An 18,543-nucleotide genomic window follows, 5' to 3' on the forward strand; every position below is an offset into this window, starting at 1 on the left:
GAAATACTCGAAGAATCAATGATCGATCGCGAGCTGGAGACCGGCCATGCAGGGCTCATGAACGCGGGGCCGAGGCGCCCGCCGCGCCCGCGTATACCCCATGCCCGGACCCTTCCTTAATCCAGTGGCATTCAGTAATATCGAACGGTATATAGCGGTCGTATCCGATGACCTGTGGACGGTCAGGCGCGGCGCCACGCCCTCTCCTCCTGCGCAGCAGCTTTGGCACCTTGGCCACCATGCAGCCTTCCATTTGTTTCGCGCAGTCGATGCCCGTGCGTTTGCAAGCGACCCATCCCCAGCCAAGGGCCGCGCGATGACTCAGTCCCGCTTCTCCGATTCGCGCGAAGCCAGGCCGCGACGCGATCCGATGATCACGCGGCGGCGCGCGTTGCTCGTTATTCCAGCACTCGGCGTACTCGTATTGATCCTGCTGTGGACCGTGATCTTCGCGCGGCTATCGGTGGAGAAAGACGCGACGTATCGCGAAGCGATGGCGTCTTCCGCCATCCTTTCCTCCGCGCTCGAGCAGCACACCGTCAAGGCGATTCACCAGGTCGATCAAATCACGCGCTTCGTCAAGTACGAGTTCGAAAAGACGCCTAATCATTTCGATCTCGCGAGCACGGTCGAAAAAGGCGTCGTGCAAAGCGAAACGCTCGTGCAGGTGTCGCTGATCGACGAGCACGGCAGACTGATCGCCAATACGGCAGAACTGAATCCCGCTCACATCGACCTGTCCGATCGCGAGCACTTCAAGGTCCACGAGCACGAGAACGACGACCAGCTATACATCAGCAAGCCGGTGCTCGGCCGCATCTCGGGTCACTGGACGCTGCAGATGACGCGGCGCCTGAATCATCCTGACGGCTCGTTCGCGGGCGTCGTCGTGGTGTCCGAAGACCCGAGCTACTTCACCTCGGACTTCTACAACAACGCGGCGATCGGCCGCGAAGGCGTGATCGCGGTGATCTCCGACAACGGCACCGTGCTCGCGCGCCGTACCGGCAACGCCAACAAAACCAGCAGCACGTTCACCGCGAGCGGCACGTATCCGACTTCGGAGCACGTGTCGGGCACCTACGTCGATTCGATCGACAACGTCACACGCATCGTGTCGTACCGGCACATCGACGGCTATCCGCTCGGCGTGCTCGTCGGCCTCTCGCAGGGCGAAGAATTCGCCGACTACAACCACACGCGCAACGTCTATCTGTTGATGGCGGGCTTCATCTCGCTCGCGATGCTCAGCTTCTTCGGCGTCGCGACCGGCCTGATCGGCAAGCTGCTCGGCCGCGAGCGCGAGATGACGCACCTCGTCGAATACGACCTGTTGACCGGGCTGCGCAATCGCTACGCGACGCTGCAGGCGCTGCGCCACGACGTCGCGCAGCCGTTCAATCTCGGCCGCCTCGCAATTCTTTTTATCGACCTCGACAACTTCAAGACCGTCAACGACACGCTCGGCCACAACGCCGGCGACATCGTGCTGCAGATGACGGCCTCGCGCCTCGCGACCGCGGTCGGCGACGAAGGCACGCTGAGCCGCATCGGCGGCGACGAGTTCGTCGTCGTGATCAAGGGCGACGATGTGGAGAAGCGCGCGGTCGCGCTCGCCGAAGCTGCCAGCGAAGCGTTCTCGAAGCCGTTCGACGTGCGCGGCAGTTCGTTCGTGCTGCATGCGAGCATCGGCATCGCACTGTACTCGGTCGCCAACGAAAGCGAGATCGACCTGCTGAAGAAAGCCGACCTCGCGATGTACAGCGCGAAGGACGCCGGCAAGAACTGCTACCAGTTCTATTCGCCGCATCTGTCGCATCGCGCGGACCACTTGATGAAGTGGGAACAGCAGCTGCGGGTCGCGCTGGCCCAAGGGCAACTGTTCCTCGCCTACCAGCCGAAGATCGATCTGGCGCGTCGCTGCATCACCGGCTTCGAAGCGCTCGTGCGCTGGAACCATCCGCAGCACGGGCTGATCCCTGCCAACGAGTTCATCCCGGTGGCCGAGTCGACCGGGTTGATCGTGCCGATCGGCGACTTCGTGATCGAGACCGCATGCCGTCAGCTCGCGCAATGGCAGCAGCAGGGCTACGACACGCTGTCGCTCGCGGTGAACATTTCGGCGGTGCAGTTCTGGCGCGGCGATCTGTACGAAACGATCTCGCGTGCGATCGAGGAAACCGGCATCTCAGCGCGCCGCCTCGAACTCGAAATCACCGAAACGACGATGATGGAATTTCCGGAAGTCGTCTCCGAAAAAATCTTCGCGTTGAAGCGTCTCGGCGTACGCATCGCGCTCGACGATTTCGGCACCGGCTACTCATCGCTGTCCTATCTGAACCGCTTCGCCGTCGACACGTTGAAGGTGGACCGCTCGTTCGTCCAGGCGATCCCGGGCGACCGCAGCGTCTGCGTGATGGTCACCGCGATCGTCAATCTCGCGCGCTCGCTCGGGCTCACGGTGGTGGTCGAAGGCACGGAGACTGAAGAGCAGATTGCCTGGCTGGCCGCGCTCGGCCATATTGAGGCGCAGGGCTTCCTGTTCTCGCGTCCGGTGCCGGTCGAGGCGATTCCGGCGCTGCTCGAGCGCTTCGGGGTATGCGGCATGAACAACACCAGCGGCCGCCGCGTCGCGCACGAAGCCGACAGCGCAAGCAGCGTATCCAGCACCAACAATTAAAGGACGGGCGCCCGCGCCGCGGGCCCCCGCAGCGCAGATGCCGACCATCACGAGCGAGGAGGCTGCCCGCCGCGGGCGACGGGAACCGCTATGGACGCTGTTCCGCGTCGTGTGCGGCTTGTCGGCGCTGTCGTGGGGCGGCCTCGCGCTGATGGCGCAGCTCGAACACCACTACGTGGAACGCGAGGGGCGGCTCTCGCGCGTGGCGTTCTCGGATCTGATCGCGCTCGCGTGGATGGTGCCGGGACCCGTCGGCTGCAACGTCGCCGTGCAGCTCGGGCACGCATTGCGCGGACGCGCGGGCGCATGGGTCGCCGGTGTGGCGAGCGTGCTGCCCTTCTTCACACTGATGACGCTGTTCGCGATCTTCTACCGCACGCCCGTCGTGCACACGATCGCGTCGCAGACATTGCTGCATCACTTCAGCGTCGTGCTTGCGACACTGATCGCGGTGACCTGGTACAAGCAGACGCGCGCGCTCGTGCGCGGCAAGCTCGAATGGGCGGCGGCGCTGCTCGCCAGCATCGCACTGCTGTACGCGCACAGCGCCGCGGCGTATGTGGTGATGTTGGGCGCGGCTTTCGGCACCGGCTGGTTCGCGAGTCCGGAGCGCGACTCGCGGCTGGCCGTGTCGCTCCGGCGCGGCGACTATCGCCTGCTGGCCGCGCTCGGCGTGCTGCTCGTGCTGTTTGCGCTGCCGCTGCCGCACCGCTATGACCTCGCGCTGCTGTGGCCGCGCCTCGCGGGCGCCGGCATGACGCTGTTCGGTGGTGGCTTCTCGGCGTTGCCGGTGCTGAAGACGCTGTTCGTCACGCCGGCGATCGGCGTATCCGATAACGACTTCACGCTCGCGTTTACGCTGTCGCCGTTGTCTCCCGGTCCGCTGCTGAACGTGGTGCCGTTCTTCGGCTATCTCGTCGATGGCTGGCTCGGCGCGCTGATCGCGACGCTCGCGCTATTCGTGCCGTCGGGCTGCCTCGTCGTGCTCGCGCAGCGGCATCTGCATCAGTTGAAGGTGAACCCGCGCTTCGAGCACGGCATGAGGATTCTGCGCGCGGTCACGACCGCCTTTCTCGCGGTCGCGGTACTGCGCATTGCCGCGCATGTACCGCTGGAACCGATCTATCTGTTGACCGCGACGTTCTCCGCAATGTGCTTCGCGAAGCTGAAGGTACCGGTGTACGCCGTGTATGCAATGGTGGCGGTGGCGTGCGGTTTATGGCTCGCGTACGGCGTCACGACGTGACGCGTCGCGGGCCGCACGACGCCTGTTGCGCCGTTGGCGATCGGCGGATGATCAGAACCCGCGCGACAGCACCGCGACGCCGATCGTCACGACACCCAGCACGAGATTGATCAGCACGAGACGGCGGACCGTACCGACCGCCCGCGCGCCATCGGGCCACTTCTGCGCCTGCACGGCGCGGCGAATGCGCGGATACACGGCGAAGCGGATATGCCCGAAGATCAGCATCATCACGATGCCGAGACCGGCCATCGCATGCAGCGGCCAGGTAGCATGACCGCCGCCGAATTGCATTAGCAGAAATCCGCCGCTGATCAGGATCACGAGCACCGAGACCCCGACCCAGTTGAAGAAGCGGCCGAACACCGACTCCCACAGCGGCAAGCGCAGTTGCGGCGACAGATCGCCGAGCGCCGGGCGTAGACAGAAATGCGCGAACACCATACCGCCGACCCACACCGCGACCCCGAGCAGATGCAGAAAAAGCGCGACTTCGATAGCCTTGTTCATGTAGTTTTCCTCTCCCGACGACGACGCCACACCGTTTGGACACTTGATCCTGCTCAGCAGCAACTGAGCGCGTTCGACCATACGTGATGCGGGCAGTTCCGGGTATCGACGTCTATTGCATCGTATTTTGTCGTGGTGATCGCGGCCCCTTCATCTGACCGCGACGCCGCCGCACCCCGTTTGCTTCCACACCCTTCGCGCGACGGACTTTTTGTGGCAGACCGCGAGCGCCCCGCATGCTAGCAGGCGCCCGTGGCTTTACAGCGTCAAACTTCGTTAAATCGACTCCACTAAGCCGGCAGCACCGGACGCATGCCGTCGAGCTTCATCTTACTGTCGGGTGTGCGCCCCTTGCGCGCGCGTTTGCCGACATGCGCCGCAAGCTCGGCGCCGGCCAGTTTCTCCTCGTCGACGCGTCCGCCGCGGCGTGTGCCGATCAGCATCACGCCGGCCTTGTTGATCGCGAGCGCCTGCACCAGCGTTTCCTTGTCGTCGAGCGCCATCAGCGTGACGCCACGGCCGCCGCCCGACAGCGTCTTCATCTCATCGAGGCCGAACACGAGCAGACGTCCGCCCGACGACAGACACGCGACTTGCGCCGCATCCGGCAGCATCGGCATCGGTGCGAGCGGTGCGGCACCGGCGTCGATCGTCATGAACGACTTGCCGGCCTTCACGCGGCTCACCATGTCGCCGACCTTCGCGATGAAGCCGAAGCCGTTGCTCGACGCGAGCAGCAGCGCCTGATCCGCCGACGCCGCGTAGTAATGCATCAGATGGCTGCCCGATTCGAGTTCGATCAGCGATGTGACCGGCACGCCGTCGCCACGTCCGCCCGGCAATTGAGCCACCGCGACCGAATAGACGCGCCCGTTGCTGCCCCACGCGATCAGCGTGTCCGGGGTGCGGCACTGGAACGCCGCATAGAGACCGTCGCCGGCCTTGAAGGTGAAGCCCGCGGTATCGAGCCCGTGGCCCTTCAGCGCGCGCACCCAGCCCTTCTGCGACACCACGACCGTGACCGGTTCGTCGACCACGCGCGCTTCGAACGTAGCGCGCTTTTCCTGCTGGATCAGCGTGCGGCGCTCGTCGCCATACTGCTTCGCGTCGGCTTCGATTTCCTTGATCAACTGGCGCTTCATCGCCGGTTCGCTGCCGAGCAGCTCTTCGAGCTTGGCCTTCTCTTCGCGCAGCTCGGCCAGTTCCTTCTCGATCTTGATCTTTTCGAGACGCGCCAACTGACGCAGCCGGATTTCGAGAATGTCTTCGGCCTGGCGGTCCGTGAGGCCGAAGGCGGCCATCAGCGCGACCTTCGGCTCGTCCGATTCGCGAATGATGCGGATCACTTCGTCGATATTCAGGAAGACGATCATCCGGCCTTCGAGAATATGGATGCGGTCGTCGACCTTCGACAAACGATGCCGCGTGCGGCGCGTGACCGTCGCGAAACGGAACGCGATCCACTCGTGCAGGATTTCGCTCAAGCCCTTCTGACGCGGCCGGCCGTCGCCGCCGACCATCACCATGTTCAGCGGCGCGTTCGATTCGAGGCTCGTATGCGCGAGCAGCGTGTTGACGAACTCGGTCTGATCGATGCGGCTCGACTTCGGCTCGAACACGAGACGCACCGGCGCATCCTTGCCCGACTCGTCGCGCACCGCATCGACGAGCCCGAGCAGCGTTTGCCTCGTCTGCAACTGCTCGGGTGTCAGCGTCTTCTTGCCGAGCTTGATCTTCGGGTTGGTCTGTTCTTCGATTTCCTCGAGGACCTTCTGCGCGGCCGTGTTCGGCGGCAGTTCAGTGATCACGAGTTGCCACTGGCCGCGCGCGAGATCTTCGATCTTCCAGCGCGCACGCACCTTCAGGCTGCCGCGGCCGGTTTCGTACGCAGCGGCGATCTCCGCCTCGCTCGAAATGATCTGGCCGCCGCCCGGGAAATCCGGACCCGGCACATGCTGCATCAGCTCCGCGTGCGACAGCTTCGGATGGCGGATCAGCGCGACCGCGGCGCTTGCGACTTCGCGCAGGTTGTGCGACGGAATCTCCGTCGCGAGACCGACTGCGATGCCCGATGCGCCATTGAGCAGCACGAACGGCAGACGCGCCGGCAACACCTTCGGCTCGTCGAACGAGCCGTCGTAGTTCGGCATGAAGTCGACCGTGCCCTGGTCGATTTCGGCGAGCAGCAGCTTCGCGATCGGCGTCAGACGCGCTTCGGTGTATCGCATCGCCGCCGCGCCATCGCCGTCGCGCGAGCCGAAGTTGCCCTGACCGTCGATCAGCGGATAGCGCATCGAGAAGTCCTGCGCGAGACGCACGAGTGCGTCGTACGCGGACTGGTCGCCGTGCGGGTGATACTTGCCGAGCACGTCGCCGACCACGCGCGCCGATTTGACCGGCTTCGCGTTGTCGCCGAGGCCCATCTCGTTCATCGCGAACAGGATGCGGCGCTGCACCGGCTTCTGGCCGTCGCAAACGTCCGGCAGCGCGCGGCCCTTGACCACGCTGACCGCATACTCGAGGTACGCGCGCTCCGCGTAGTTGCCGAGCGTCAGCACGTCGCCGTCCGCCGGTGGCTCGTTGAAAAGGTCGAGAGTGTTATCGTCGTCCATCTAGATTCCGTGTCCGTGTTTGGCTTGAAGTGTCGTATGCGGCGGTGGAGCGCCTGGCGCTCAGATGTCCGCTTCCACTTCGTTGCCCTTCTCTTCGAGCCAGCTGCGGCGCGACGCCGCTTCGCCCTTGCCCATCAGCATCGTCATGCGCGCGACGGTAGCGTCGTAGTCGAGTTCGCCGAGCGCGACCGGTTGCAGGCGGCGCGTGTCGGGATTCATCGTCGTGTCCCACAGCTGCTCGGCGCTCATTTCACCGAGACCCTTGAAGCGGCTGATCGACCACTGGTTGTCGCGCACGCCGTCCTTGCGCAGCTTGTCGAGAATCGCCTCGAGTTCGCCTTCGTCGAGCGCATAGAGCTTTTGCGCGGGCTTCTTGCCGCGCGCGGGCGCATCGACGCGAAACAGCGGCGGACGCGCGACGCACACATGGCCGCGCTCGATCAGCTGCGGGAAATGCTTGAAGAACAGCGTGAGCAGCAGCACCTGGATGTGCGAGCCGTCGACGTCCGCATCCGACAGAATGCAGATCTTGCCGTAGCGCAGATTCGACAGATCGACCTTGTCGTCCGGGTTATGCGGATCGACGCCGATCGCCACCGAAATGTCGTGCACCTCGTTGTTCGCGAACAGGCGATCGCGCTCGGTTTCCCACGTGTTCAACACCTTGCCGCGCAGCGGCAGGATCGCCTGATATTCCTTGTCGCGCCCCATCTTCGCGGAGCCGCCCGCCGAGTCGCCCTCGACGAGGAACAGCTCGTTGCGGCCGATTTCCGTCGATTCGCAATCGGTCAGCTTGCCGGGCAGCACCGCGACACCCGAGCTCTTGCGCTTCTCGACCTTCTGGCCCGCGCGCGTGCGCGCCTGGGCCTGCTTGATCACGAGGTCCGCCAGTTTCTTGCCGTGCTCGACGTGCTGGTTCAGCCACAGTTCGAGCGCCGGCCGCGCGAACGACGACACGAGCTTCACTGCATCGCGGCTATTCAGGCGCTCCTTGATCTGTCCTTGAAACTGCGGGTCCAGAACCTTCGCCGACAGCACGAACGACACCCGCGCGAACACGTCTTCGGCGAGCAGCTTCACGCCCTTCGGCTGCAAGTTATGCAACTCGACGAAGCTCTTGACCGCCTGATAAAGACCGTCGCGCAAACCCGACTCATGCGTGCCGCCCGCGGGCGTCGGAATCAGGTTCACGTACGACTCGCGCGTGAGCGGCCCTTCCTCGCTCCACGCGACGACCCACGCCGCGCCCTCGCCTTCGGCGAACGTTTCTTCGCTCGAACGCGAGCTTTCCGCGTAGCGCTCGCCCTCGAACAGCGGGATCAGCAGATCGCTGCCGTTCATGCCTTCGAGCAGATAGCCGCGCAAGCCGTCTTCGTATTTCCAGCTTTGCTGCTCGCCGGTCTTTTCGTTGACGAGCGTGACTTCGACGCCCGGCAGCAGCACCGCTTTCGAGCGCAACAGACGCTGCAACTCACCGAGCGGCAGGTTCGGCGAATCGAAATACTTCGGATCGGCCCACGCGGTCACGCGCGTGCCGGATTTCTTGTCGGCCTTGGTGGCGGCGCGCACCTGGAGCGGCTTCGCGACGTCGCCGTGCGCGAAGCTCAGTTCGGCCACCTTGCCGTCGCGCCACACGGTGACGTCGAGCCGCGTGGACAGCGCGTTCGTGACCGATACGCCGACGCCGTGCAGACCGCCCGAGAACGTATAGGCGCCGCCGGCGGCCTTGTCGAATTTGCCGCCCGCATGCAGGCGTGTGAAAACGATTTCGACGACCGGTACGCCCTCGTCGGGGTGCAGGCCGAACGGAATGCCGCGGCCGTCGTCGTCGACCGACACCGAATGGTCCGCATGCAGCGTGACCGTGATTTGCCGGCCGTAGCCGCCGAGGGCTTCGTCCGATGCGTTGTCGATGACTTCCTGAATGATGTGCAGCGGATTCTCGGTGCGGGTGTACATGCCGGGTCGTTGCTTGACCGGCTCCAGACCCTTCAACACCTTGATCGACGCTTCGCTATACGCGGCGTTTGGCTTTTTCGTAGACATGATTGACTCGGTGCGTCGGTTCATCGTTGTCCACAGGTCCTGTGGACAGGGCCGTGGACAATGCGTTGAGTTTTCAAAAAAAGCGAAACGAAACAACAGGGTTAGGCGGGGTGCCCGCAGTGCGGGCAAGCTGTTTTGTTGCGCGGCTTCCGTTGGCGCGCTCGAAGGCCGGACATCGACTCACAGCCCGCCGGGGAAGCCTGTTCGCGGGGTATTGTACTGATTTCGATCACGGCGGCAATTGACGTCGCGCTGAATTGGCCGACTGGATAAGGCGCGGCGGGCACTGGAGGACATGCGCCGGAGGAGGAACGTCTCGCGGGACGGCGGCGCAATGGGTATCGGCGGGTAGCGGCGGGTAGCGGCGGAACTGCACGGACGTGCGCCCGCTGAATATTTAATGCATGCGCGGCGGCGTTCTCTCTGTTGTTTTTGTGCCGCCCGCGCACGCTGCATCAGGTCTGCGCGAGGGAGCGCGCCATGCGGCGCGCGCAGCACGTTGCGTCACTTGACGCGGTTTTCCAGTTCGTCCCAACGCTCGAGCGCGAGCATCAACTCTTCGTCGATCTCGGCATAGCGCTCGGTCAGACGCGCGCCTTCGCGTGCATCCTTCGCGAACACCGAGCCGTCTTCGAGCTGCGCACCGATCGCCTTCTGTTCGGCTTCGAGGTCGGCAATCATTTTCGGCAGCGCCTCCAGTTCACGCTGCTCCTTGAACGACAGCTTCGCGCTGCGCTGAGCATTGCGGCCCGTGGCGCTTTCCTTCGGCGCCGCTTCTTTCGGCGCTTCCTTGCTCGACTCTTTCTGTGCTTCGAGCGCGAGTTGCTCCGAGCGATCGCGCTGCGTCTGCCAGTCCGTGAAGCCGCCAACGTATTCGCGCCACTTGCCGCCGCCTTCCGAAGCGATCACCGACGTCACCACGTTATCGAGAAACGCGCGGTCGTGGCTGACGAGCAGCACCGTGCCGTCGTAATCGATCAGCAGTTCTTCGAGCAGTTCGAGCGTCGGAATGTCGAGGTCGTTGGTCGGTTCATCGAGCACCAGCACGTTGGCCGGACGCGCGAACAGACGCGCGAGCAGCAGCCGGTTGCGCTCGCCGCCCGACAGCGACTTGACCGGCGAACGCGCGCGCTCCGGCGCGAACAGGAAGTCGCCGAGATAGCTCATCACGTGCTTCTTCTGGCCGTTGATTTCGACCCACTCGCTGCCGGGGCTGATCGTGTCAGCGAGACTCTTTTCCAGATCCAGCGCCGCGCGCATCTGATCGAAATAGGCGACCTGCAGATTGGTGCCGACGCGCACATTGCCTTCATCTGGCGCGAGTTCGCCGAGGATCAGCTTCAGCAGCGTGGTTTTGCCCGCGCCGTTCGGACCGACGAAGCCGATCTTGTCGCCGCGCATCACCGTCGTCGTAAAGCGGTCCACCACCGTGCGCTCGCCGTAGCGCTTCGTCACGTCCGTCAGTTCCGCGACGATCTTGCCGGACTTCTCGCCCTGACCGACGTCGAGCTTCACGTTGCCCTGCACGTTGCGGCGCTCGGCGCGCTCGTTGCGCATCTGCACGAGCCGCGCGATGCGCCCGACGCTGCGCGTGCGGCGCGCCTCGACGCCCTTCCTGATCCACACTTCTTCCTGCGCGAGCAGCTTGTCGAACTTCTCGTTCTCGATACGCTCGACTTCGAGCTGCTGCGCCTTGCGCGTCTGGTACGCGGAGAAATTGCCCGGATACGACAGCAGCCGCCCGCGATCGAGCTCGACGATGCGCGTCGCGACGCGGTCGAGAAACGCGCGATCGTGCGTGATGAACAGCAGCCCCGCGCGCAGCGACACCAGCAGATCTTCGAGCCAGCGGATGCCGTCGAAGTCGAGATGGTTGGTCGGCTCGTCGAGCAGCAGCACGTCGGGCTGCACGACGAGCGCGCGCGCGAGCGCCGCGCGCTTCTGCATGCCGCCCGACAGCGAGCCGACGCGCGCTTCGCCGTTCAGGCCGATCTGCTGCAGCGTGGTCGCGACGCGGGTGCTCCAGTTCCACGCGTCGGCGGCATCCAGCGACGATTGCAGCGTGTTCATGCGCGCGAGCAGCGCGTCGTGTTCGGCGCCTTCAGGCGTATCGGCGAGCTGATGCGCGACCGCGTCGTATTCGTCGAGCAGCGCGCGCGCCTCGGTGAGACCGGCGGCGACCGCTTCGAACACGGTGTCGTCGGCGTTGAACTCGGGCTCCTGCGGCACGTAGACCGTGCTCAGGTGCTGTTGACGCGAGACGAGGCCGTCGTCGGGTTTGGCCAGATCGGCGACGATCTTCAACAGCGACGACTTGCCTGCGCCGTTGCGCCCGATCAGCCCGACGCGCTCGCCCGCTTCGAGCGAGAAATCCGCGTGATCGAGCAACGCGACGTGACCGAACGCGAGCTGGGCTCCGGTAATGGTGTAAAGCGACATGGGAATGGGAGAAGACAGCGATGAGTCGGAACTGCTCATTGTACCGGGCGCGCGGCCGGTCGCAGGGACGCCGGGCGGCAGAGGCGTGCAAGGCAGCGTGCAACGCGATCGGTGCGGGCCGGTGACACCCGCGCGCCGGCCCGACCTTTCGAACGACGGCTTATTTCACATGCACCGTGATCGTTTTGCTCATCTGCGGCCCATACGAGCGATGCGCGCCGTCGCCGAATTGCAGCGTCAGCGTGTGGTCGCCCGGCGGCAGCGTCAGATCGGTTTCGGTCTGGCCTTTGCCGAAGTGCAACGACTTGTCGGTCGCTGCGATGACCTCGCCTTTCGGCAGCGGCTTGCCGTCGACCAGCAGATGATGATGCCCGGTGCCCTCCGTCATCGTGCCCGCGGGGGCAATCTTCATGCCGTCGAGGCCGAACACGACGTGCACCGGATTGGTGACGGTCGCGCCGTCCGCCGGTTGCACGAAGGTCACGCCCTCCGCCTGCGCCACGCCCGACAAGGTGAGCAGTCCTGCCGCCACGATGCCGATCAACCGTCTGTTTTTAAACATCGTTTTCTCCTTTGGAAACGAAATCCGGCCATCCGGCGCCGCCAGCGGCCTGTTCTGGGACCGATCGTCGCAATCCATGCCGGGCGGGCGCCATATCTGTCGAATCAAACAGCTTGCAGATCAAAGCGTACACGCCTTATGTGACGAGGCTGGTCGCCGCGGGCCCGGGCACGACGTAAAGCCGTTGCAACGCGCCGCACTGGTCATCTGCGGCTGGGTTGACTAATTCCGGTAATATTGCGGGTCGCCGCGCCGCCCCATAAAGGGGCAGAGCAAGCCGGCCATTGCATTGAACGAGAGAGTGTGTCGTGAGCGAAGTAATCGAAGTGACAGAATACAAGAGCTGGGTCTGCCTGATTTGCGGCTGGATCTACAACGAGGAAGATGGCCTTCCCGAAGAAGGCATCGCGCCGGGCACGCGCTTCGCCGACATCCCGGAAGACTGGCGCTGCCCGCTGTGCGACGTGGGCAAGGCGGAGTTCGCGGTGGTGGAGTTTTAAGGTTGGAATGACGTCGGGCGATGGGCGCGGTTGCGTGCGCTTCGCCGGATGGTCAGGGTGGTTTGCACGGCCCGGCAGGCGATGTCTGCGGGGCCGTTTGTTGTTCTGGGGTTTTGGGGCCCGCGGGCGCTGCTGGCCTGGCTCTCCTTTTGCCCGCGCCGGTTTGATATACTCTGCGCTCGCCGGTCAGTATGGACTCACCCAGTCCTCGCCGATCTGGCCGGCCCGGTCCTCTCCCTGTAGTTCAATGGATAGAACAAGTGCCTCCTAAGCGCTAGATACAGGTTCGATTCCTGTCAGGGGGACCAAGCAGAGCCAAACCGGCTCACAGATTCGCTCCTAAAAGCCCCGTATGCGTTGCGCTGCGGGGCTTTTTGCTGTTCATCTGCTTTCGACGCGGAATTAGTTCGATCCCTACACATCACGCGGATCCACCCGCTCGGCCACAGCAGCAAACCAGCACTGCTCGAAAATCCTGGATCGCTATAATCTGCGAGCCGTTTTCGAAACGTTTCCGAGGACCGACATGGATCAAACGCTTGAATGCGTTACCGCGTTGAATTTCTGCGAGCAGGCCTATCTCGCCGCAAATCCGGACGTCGCTGAGGCCGTCAGACTCGGCGCATTACGATCGGGAAGATCGCATTTCGAAGTATTCGGCGTCTCCGAAAGTCATCGCAGGCAAGATGCACAGGTGGCCGCTCAATCCAGGCAGGCACGCAGAAAAAGAATAGAGTCGGTCCTTCGCACTGATATGCCCTTTAGCGACGACGGGAAGTTTTTCGATTTCCTGTCGCCCGATCTGCGCTCGCAGTTCGATATCTACGACTCGGAACTGGCTGGAAGCAATCTGTACGATCAGGATGCGCTGAATGTGATCGAGCGCCATCCGTCGGGGATCATTCTGGATTGCGGGGCCGGCAGCCGTCCCGCGATCTACGAAAACGTGATCAATTTCGACATCACCAACTATCCCTCCACCGATGTGCGAGGTGTCGGCGAAGCTCTGCCATTCAAAGATGCATCGTTCGATGGCCTTCTGTCGTTGAATGTCCTCGAACATGTGAAGGACCCATTCACCGCCGCCAAAGAAATTCTTCGCGTGTTGAAGCCGGGAGGCGATCTGGTCGTCGTGGTTCCGCTCACTCAACCCACTCACGGCTACCCGCATCACTACTACAACATGACTGCCGAGGGGATTCTCAATCTCTTCGGATCCGAGATCAAAGCCGAACGCGTATACGTGCCGGAATCGACAACAGCCATCTGGTCGATTTACTGGATCATGAGCGAGTGGGCCGAAGGTCTCGACGAGCATGCCCTGAAGGAATTCAAGGCGCTCACGGTCGAAGAAATTCTGCAGGGACCGCCGACGCTACTGAATCGATCGTTCGTGAAACAGCTGAGCGCAAAAAAGAATCTCGACATTGCGAGTTCGACGACGGTGATCGCGAAACGCGTCTGAGGCGACGCCAGTCCAACGGCTCCGTTATTTTTGCATCGGCCGACGGAGACTTTGCTCGTATACCGACGGATCGACGACGTTCATCTGATCCTTTGGGCGCTCACCGAATACTCGCTCGAAGTCGTCGGCACCCAGAATGTCGGCAGCGTCGTGGAGAAAAGACGAATAGGCCTGATTCAGCTCCGAGGCCGACGGAGCATCGCTACCCTGCGGCGCGTATTGCAAACGCTCGACCCGCACCATAAATGCGCGGCGATGATTCATCAACGACTTGATCTTCGCTTGCGCGTCGGGACCCTTCAAGGTCGCCTGAAGATGCTCCTGAAAATCGTCGACCTCGGATTCCTGATGTCCTGGCTTCATGGCGTCACTCCCGCTTGGCGTCGAGCACTGAATCTTTTTGCTCGCCCATGCAGCATGCTGCTTGCCGTATGTTCCGAAGATCGCGATGCTCAACCAGTAGCCCCTGGATGTGCGGACCGTAGCAGGAGTCGCTCCAACGCTGCCGGTCGCCCAAAGAATCTGGTTCGACAGCTGATGGCATACACCATCGCGACCATAGCTGAATATCGTTCCACGAGCGGCCGGATCGATGTTCGAGTCCACATCGGGCTTACATATACAACTAGCATAAAGCAGATTTGCCGCGCCGGAAGCCAGAAAACCATCCGCACTGACCGGCGTCCCGCCTCGGGCGTGGAAGCTGCCCCAGCTGTACCAGTAGTGCTCGCCAGCGAGCAGAACGTCCGCCAGCGCCGGATAAATCGTTACGCGGCTGTCGTAAGTCGTGACCCATGTGTGATCGACCACGGAACCCTGGAAATACGCCGGAACGGACCATGCGAACAATGTAACGGCGCTCATTGCTTCACCTTTTTGTCCGGTCGCGTCACAGCGCTGCCGCGCGAAACTCGCCCGAAATCCCCGTAAGGACCTCACTTACCTAAAAAGGTTATACGCGCTGAGCGGCATTATTTTCAAGGCCACGAAAATCCGTCGAGGCACGCTTACCGCATCAGGCCGGCCGCTGCGGAATATTCAGGCCGCGCGCCACCGCCGGACGCTCGACGAACGCAGCCAGCACGCGCCGCACGTTCGGGAAGTCCTGAATACCGACCAGCTCGCCTGCCTCGTAGAAGCCGACCAGATTGCGCACCCACGGGAAGATCGCGATATCGGCGATCGAATACTGGTCGCCCATCACCCAGGCGCGTCCTTCGAGGCGCTGCTCCAGCACGCCGAGCAGCCGCTTCGATTCTGCGATGTAGCGATCGCGCGGACGCTTGTCCTCGTATTCCCTGCCGGCGAATTTGTGGAAGAAGCCGACCTGGCCGAACATCGGACCGATGCCGCCCATCTGGAACATCACCCACTGGATCGTCTCGTAGCGCCCAGCGGCGTCCTTCGGGATCAGCTGGCCGCTTTTGTCGGCCAGGTAAATCAGGATCGCGCCCGATTCGAACAGCGGCAGCGGTTTGCCGTCGGGACCGTTCGGATCGAGGATCGCCGGAATCTTGTTGTTCGGGTTCAGCGACAGAAACGCCGGCGTCATTTGATCGTTGGTATCGAAACGCACCAGATGCGGCTCGTACGGCAAGCCGGTTTCCTCGAGCATGATCGAGATTTTTACGCCATTGGGCGTCGGCAGCGAATAGAGCTGAATCCGGTCCGGATGCTCGGCCGGCCATTTGTTCGTGATCGCGAAAGCGGATAAATCGGTCATGGGTTCGGGTCGCCATAGGGACAGGAATTGCAAGACCGCCCAATATAAACCGACTCGCCACAACGCGTGCGAGGCCGCGCGAAGACCTTACAGACGCCGTGGCAACCGCGCCGTTCGCGATCGGCGGATCACCACAAGTCCTTCGTCGCGGTGCCCGCGCGTAGATTGAAGCCCTCTCGCCACAGCGTCGCGCCGACCGTCAGCAGCAGCGTCTTCTCGGTGCCGTCGAGCAGTTCCCACGCGGCCGCAAGCCACGTCGCGAAGCTCGCACAAGTCGCTTCGAGATCGGGCGGCGCCTTGCCTTCCAGGTACTGCCGTTCGAACATCGAAAGGATCTTTTCGGGTGTCATTGGCGCGACCTCCTGGTGGGATTTGCGCCAAGTCTAAAGGGCTCGCGGCGCGTGCGGAATGCCCATCATCGTGATCACGGGTTACTCCCAGGCCGGCCGCCGCGCGAGCGTCAGCCGCGACCCAAACAGTGAAATCGGACTGGCGCGCTCCAATCTGCGCGGTCCGAAAAACAAAGGCGCCGCGACAGTCGCGACGCCTCGCCGTTACGGCAACCTACGCCGAACGGGGTCAGTGATGACCGCGCTTTGCATTGTCCTTGGCGTCCTCCTTCGCATCGCCATAGGCCTTCTGCACCTTGCCGGCGCCCTGCTGCACATCGCCCTTGAGTTCCTTCGCGGGGTCGTTCGTGGCCTTGCCGACGGCCTCGTTGACCTTGCCCTTGACCTGCTCGCCAACGCCCTTCACTTGATCCTTGTTCATGCTTGGCTCCCATATGCGTAGTCGACAGAGATGCCGGCGCGGTATTCCGCCGGTATGTGGGACTCAGCAACGGCCGTTCCCGGCGCCGTTCCGCGCGCGGCGCGGCGCCATCGACGAACGCCGATGCGCGATCGCGCAAATTTTTTATCGAATAAGGCCTAAAGTCTCGCCGCGCACCGCCGTAAATGCGTTCAGGGAGGAGTCATGGACCATACGGACACTACGATTTCGGGATCATCGCAAGCTGCGTTGATCGACCACGACATCGCGCACATTGCACGCGTGATGCACGTATCGCTGCGTGGCGATTTCGGGGGTCCGATCCTGCCAGCCACCTATTGGCGCAAACGGTTGACCGCGCTGGTCGACAGCGGCCAGCTTTCTCCCGCCCAACTGGACAAGGTCGAAAGCCTGCTTCTGCAACTCGATCGGCTCGCCTCGACGCCGCTGCCGGAGTGGGAACGCTTCGCGCCCGCGCCGACCTCACGGTTCGAACCGGCTCAGCCGGCGAAGAAAGCGAAGTCGGCCTGATCTCGTCACGCCGCAGCCCCCTCACCGCTTCTGCACTCGCCGCAGACAAACGCAGCGGCGCTACTTATCGCGAAAAAATCCTGTTCGATCGGCGTCAAAAATAGGGAAAGGGGACGACCTTAGGTCATAATGTCCGCAAAAATTCCCAGCCAGGACGCCACGTGACCCTCGTCGCCCCGTTCGACCTGCTCAAGCAGGCGCGCGCCCGTTTCACCCAACGCGAAATCGCAGCCCATGTCGGCAAGGACACCAAGACGGTGCGTCGCTGGGAAAAAGGTGAAACGCCTTGTCCCGCGATGCTCGAACCCGCGTTGCGCGATCTGCTGCGGCAAGGCGCGCGGGAGGCGCAACATGCGGGCGACGCGGCGCGCTTTCGCTTCATCGATCTGTTCGCGGGCATCGGCGGCATTCGCATGGGCTTCGAGGCGCACGGCGGCGAATGCGTGTTCACCAGCGAGTGGAACGATTTCTCGACGCGGACTTATCGCGAGAACTACGGCGGCAACGCCGCGAGCGGCAGCGCACACGCGCTGATCGGCGACATCGTCGCGTTTCCCGCCGAGGACGTGCCGGGCCACGACGTGCTGCTCGGCGGCTTTCCGTGCCAGCCGTTTTCGATCGCCGGCGTCAGCAAGAAAAACGCGCTTGGCCGGCCGCACGGTTTCGAATGCACGACCCAGGGCACGCTGTTTTTCGACGTCGCGCGCATCATCGCCGCGAAGCGCCCCGCCGCGTTTCTGCTCGAAAACGTGAAAAACCTGCTGTCGCACGACAAGGGCCGCACCTTCGACGTGATCCTGCAAACGCTGCGCGACGAGCTCGGCTACGAGGTACATTACCGCGTGATCGATGGTCAGCATTTCACGCCGCAGCATCGCGAGCGCATCATCATCGTCGGCTTTCGCGGCAAGACCGCGTTCACGTGGGACGACCTGCGCCTGCCCGACGAGGGTCCGCGGCTCGGCGCGATCCTGCACCGCACGGACGGCACCGAACCGGTGCTGCCGTGGGACCACGACCGCTTCTTCGATCACGCCGCGCGCCGCGTGCAGCCGAAGTACACGCTCACCCCGAAGCTGTGGGCGTATTTGCAGAACTACGCGGCCAAGCATCGCGCGGCGGGCAACGGTTTCGGTTTCGGCATGGCGTATCCGGATAGCGTGACGCGCACGCTGTCCGCTCGCTATCACAAGGACGGCTCCGAAATTCTCGTCTATCAGGGCGAGGCGCTGCGCCCGCGTCGTCTGACGCCGCGCGAATGCGCGCGGCTGATGGGCTTTCCCGACAGCTTCAGGATTCCGGTCAGCGATACGCAGGCCTACCGGCAGTTCGGCAACAGCGTCGTGATGCCGGTGATGCGCGAAGTGGCGCGTATCATGCTGCCGCATGTGCAAACCCTGCTCGCCCACCCGACCCGCGATGCGTCGAAACACTCCCTGCCGCTCTACGCGTGAGCGG

15 protein-coding genes and 1 tRNA gene are annotated in these 18,543 nt (G+C 63.3%); 7 read left to right on the plus strand and 9 right to left on the minus strand.

The features are described from left to right. Nucleotides 1-316: 316 nt before the first annotated feature. Both GCT19_RS00490 and GCT19_RS00495 read left to right on the plus strand, forming a co-directional pair. Nucleotides 317-2,680: a bifunctional diguanylate cyclase/phosphodiesterase gene (locus GCT19_RS00490; RefSeq protein WP_026227942.1), complete on the plus strand. Its 2,364-nt coding sequence runs from the start codon at nucleotides 317-319 to the stop codon at nucleotides 2,678-2,680. A gap of 37 nt (nucleotides 2,681-2,717) precedes the next feature. After that, nucleotides 2,718-3,926, plus strand: a complete 1,209-nt coding sequence (locus GCT19_RS00495) for a chromate transporter (protein WP_018431603.1) — start codon at nucleotides 2,718-2,720, stop codon at nucleotides 3,924-3,926. Between the two features lie 51 nt (nucleotides 3,927-3,977). Here GCT19_RS00495 and GCT19_RS00500 read toward each other — a convergent pair whose 3' ends face one another. The 5 genes from GCT19_RS00500 to GCT19_RS00520 all read right to left on the minus strand — a co-directional run bounded on the left by GCT19_RS00500 (nucleotide 3,978) and on the right by GCT19_RS00520 (nucleotide 12,095). Then, nucleotides 3,978-4,436, minus strand: coding sequence for a CopD family protein (locus GCT19_RS00500; RefSeq protein WP_013088820.1), 459 nt, complete (start codon nucleotides 4,434-4,436; stop codon nucleotides 3,978-3,980). Nucleotides 4,437-4,726: 290 nt separating this feature from the next. Further along, nucleotides 4,727-7,048 (minus strand): DNA topoisomerase IV subunit A, encoded by a 2,322-nt coding sequence (gene parC / locus GCT19_RS00505; protein WP_018431605.1) that lies wholly within the window; start codon nucleotides 7,046-7,048, stop codon nucleotides 4,727-4,729. 60 nt (nucleotides 7,049-7,108) lie between these two features. Further along, nucleotides 7,109-9,094, minus strand: a complete 1,986-nt coding sequence (locus GCT19_RS00510) for a DNA topoisomerase IV subunit B (protein ID WP_018431606.1) — start codon at nucleotides 9,092-9,094, stop codon at nucleotides 7,109-7,111. 504 nt (nucleotides 9,095-9,598) lie between these two features. Beyond that, nucleotides 9,599-11,533, minus strand: a complete 1,935-nt coding sequence (locus GCT19_RS00515; RefSeq protein WP_018431607.1) for an ATP-binding cassette domain-containing protein — start codon at nucleotides 11,531-11,533, stop codon at nucleotides 9,599-9,601. Nucleotides 11,534-11,693: 160 nt separating this feature from the next. Then, nucleotides 11,694-12,095 (minus strand): DUF4399 domain-containing protein, encoded by a 402-nt coding sequence (locus GCT19_RS00520; protein ID WP_013088816.1) that lies wholly within the window; start codon nucleotides 12,093-12,095, stop codon nucleotides 11,694-11,696. A 308-nt stretch (nucleotides 12,096-12,403) separates the two neighbouring features. Between GCT19_RS00520 and GCT19_RS00525 the strand changes: the two genes are divergently transcribed. The 3 genes from GCT19_RS00525 (at nucleotide 12,404) to GCT19_RS00535 (ending at nucleotide 14,060) form a co-directional block, all read left to right on the plus strand. After that, on the plus strand, nucleotides 12,404-12,595 hold the full coding sequence (locus GCT19_RS00525) for a rubredoxin (RefSeq protein ID WP_013088815.1): 192 nt from the start codon (nucleotides 12,404-12,406) through the stop codon (nucleotides 12,593-12,595). A 233-nt stretch (nucleotides 12,596-12,828) separates the two neighbouring features. After that, nucleotides 12,829-12,903, plus strand: a tRNA-Arg gene (locus GCT19_RS00530). 218 nt (nucleotides 12,904-13,121) lie between these two features. Further along, nucleotides 13,122-14,060, plus strand: coding sequence for a class I SAM-dependent methyltransferase (locus GCT19_RS00535; protein WP_026227943.1), 939 nt, complete (start codon nucleotides 13,122-13,124; stop codon nucleotides 14,058-14,060). Between the two features lie 24 nt (nucleotides 14,061-14,084). On the opposite strand, the gene GCT19_RS00540 is transcribed toward GCT19_RS00535, so the two are convergent. The 4 genes from GCT19_RS00540 to GCT19_RS00555 all read right to left on the minus strand — a co-directional run bounded on the left by GCT19_RS00540 (nucleotide 14,085) and on the right by GCT19_RS00555 (nucleotide 16,554). After that, nucleotides 14,085-14,924 carry a hypothetical protein gene (locus GCT19_RS00540; protein WP_152850752.1) on the minus strand — a complete coding sequence of 280 codons (840 nt, stop codon included), beginning with the start codon at nucleotides 14,922-14,924 and terminating at the stop codon, nucleotides 14,085-14,087. A gap of 151 nt (nucleotides 14,925-15,075) precedes the next feature. Beyond that, a complete protein-coding gene (locus tag GCT19_RS00545; RefSeq protein WP_013088812.1) occupies nucleotides 15,076-15,783 on the minus strand; it encodes a glutathione S-transferase C-terminal domain-containing protein in 708 nt (235 codons plus the stop codon). Between the two features lie 128 nt (nucleotides 15,784-15,911). Beyond that, entirely contained in the window at nucleotides 15,912-16,133 is a 222-nt protein-coding gene (locus GCT19_RS00550) for a hypothetical protein (RefSeq protein ID WP_013088811.1), read from the minus strand. Nucleotides 16,134-16,362: 229 nt separating this feature from the next. After that, entirely contained in the window at nucleotides 16,363-16,554 is a 192-nt protein-coding gene (locus GCT19_RS00555) for a CsbD family protein (RefSeq protein ID WP_013088810.1), read from the minus strand. Between the two features lie 204 nt (nucleotides 16,555-16,758). Here GCT19_RS00555 and GCT19_RS00560 point away from each other — a divergent pair, with 204 nt between their 5' ends. Continuing rightward, on the plus strand, nucleotides 16,759-17,085 hold the full coding sequence (locus GCT19_RS00560; RefSeq protein ID WP_152850753.1) for a hypothetical protein: 327 nt from the start codon (nucleotides 16,759-16,761) through the stop codon (nucleotides 17,083-17,085). A gap of 161 nt (nucleotides 17,086-17,246) precedes the next feature. Then, nucleotides 17,247-18,539, plus strand: coding sequence for a DNA (cytosine-5-)-methyltransferase (gene dcm, locus GCT19_RS00565; RefSeq protein ID WP_321576726.1), 1,293 nt, complete (start codon nucleotides 17,247-17,249; stop codon nucleotides 18,537-18,539). Nucleotides 18,540-18,543: the final 4 nt, after the last annotated feature.

Source organism: Paraburkholderia atlantica (assembly GCF_009362785.1).
GTDB lineage: Bacteria > Pseudomonadota > Gammaproteobacteria > Burkholderiales > Burkholderiaceae > Paraburkholderia > Paraburkholderia atlantica.

What these genes read in the sequence shown, in the direction of transcription:
- GCT19_RS00490 (WP_026227942.1), top strand. Translation starts at nt 317, where the DNA reads ATGACTCAGTCCCGCTTCTCCGATTCGCGCGAAGCCAGGCCGCGACGC.
- GCT19_RS00495 (WP_018431603.1), top strand. Translation starts at nt 2,718, where the DNA reads ATGCCGACCATCACGAGCGAGGAGGCTGCCCGCCGCGGGCGACGGGAA.
- GCT19_RS00500 (WP_013088820.1), bottom strand. Translation starts at nt 4,436, where the DNA reads ATGAACAAGGCTATCGAAGTCGCGCTTTTTCTGCATCTGCTCGGGGTC.
- parC (WP_018431605.1), bottom strand. Translation starts at nt 7,048, where the DNA reads ATGGACGACGATAACACTCTCGACCTTTTCAACGAGCCACCGGCGGAC.
- GCT19_RS00510 (WP_018431606.1), bottom strand. Translation starts at nt 9,094, where the DNA reads ATGTCTACGAAAAAGCCAAACGCCGCGTATAGCGAAGCGTCGATCAAG.
- GCT19_RS00515 (WP_018431607.1), bottom strand. Translation starts at nt 11,533, where the DNA reads ATGTCGCTTTACACCATTACCGGAGCCCAGCTCGCGTTCGGTCACGTC.
- GCT19_RS00520 (WP_013088816.1), bottom strand. Translation starts at nt 12,095, where the DNA reads ATGTTTAAAAACAGACGGTTGATCGGCATCGTGGCGGCAGGACTGCTC.
- GCT19_RS00535 (WP_026227943.1), top strand. Translation starts at nt 13,122, where the DNA reads ATGGATCAAACGCTTGAATGCGTTACCGCGTTGAATTTCTGCGAGCAG.
- GCT19_RS00540 (WP_152850752.1), bottom strand. Translation starts at nt 14,924, where the DNA reads ATGAGCGCCGTTACATTGTTCGCATGGTCCGTTCCGGCGTATTTCCAG.
- GCT19_RS00545 (WP_013088812.1), bottom strand. Translation starts at nt 15,783, where the DNA reads ATGACCGATTTATCCGCTTTCGCGATCACGAACAAATGGCCGGCCGAG.
- GCT19_RS00550 (WP_013088811.1), bottom strand. Translation starts at nt 16,133, where the DNA reads ATGACACCCGAAAAGATCCTTTCGATGTTCGAACGGCAGTACCTGGAA.
- GCT19_RS00555 (WP_013088810.1), bottom strand. Translation starts at nt 16,554, where the DNA reads ATGAACAAGGATCAAGTGAAGGGCGTTGGCGAGCAGGTCAAGGGCAAG.
- GCT19_RS00560 (WP_152850753.1), top strand. Translation starts at nt 16,759, where the DNA reads ATGGACCATACGGACACTACGATTTCGGGATCATCGCAAGCTGCGTTG.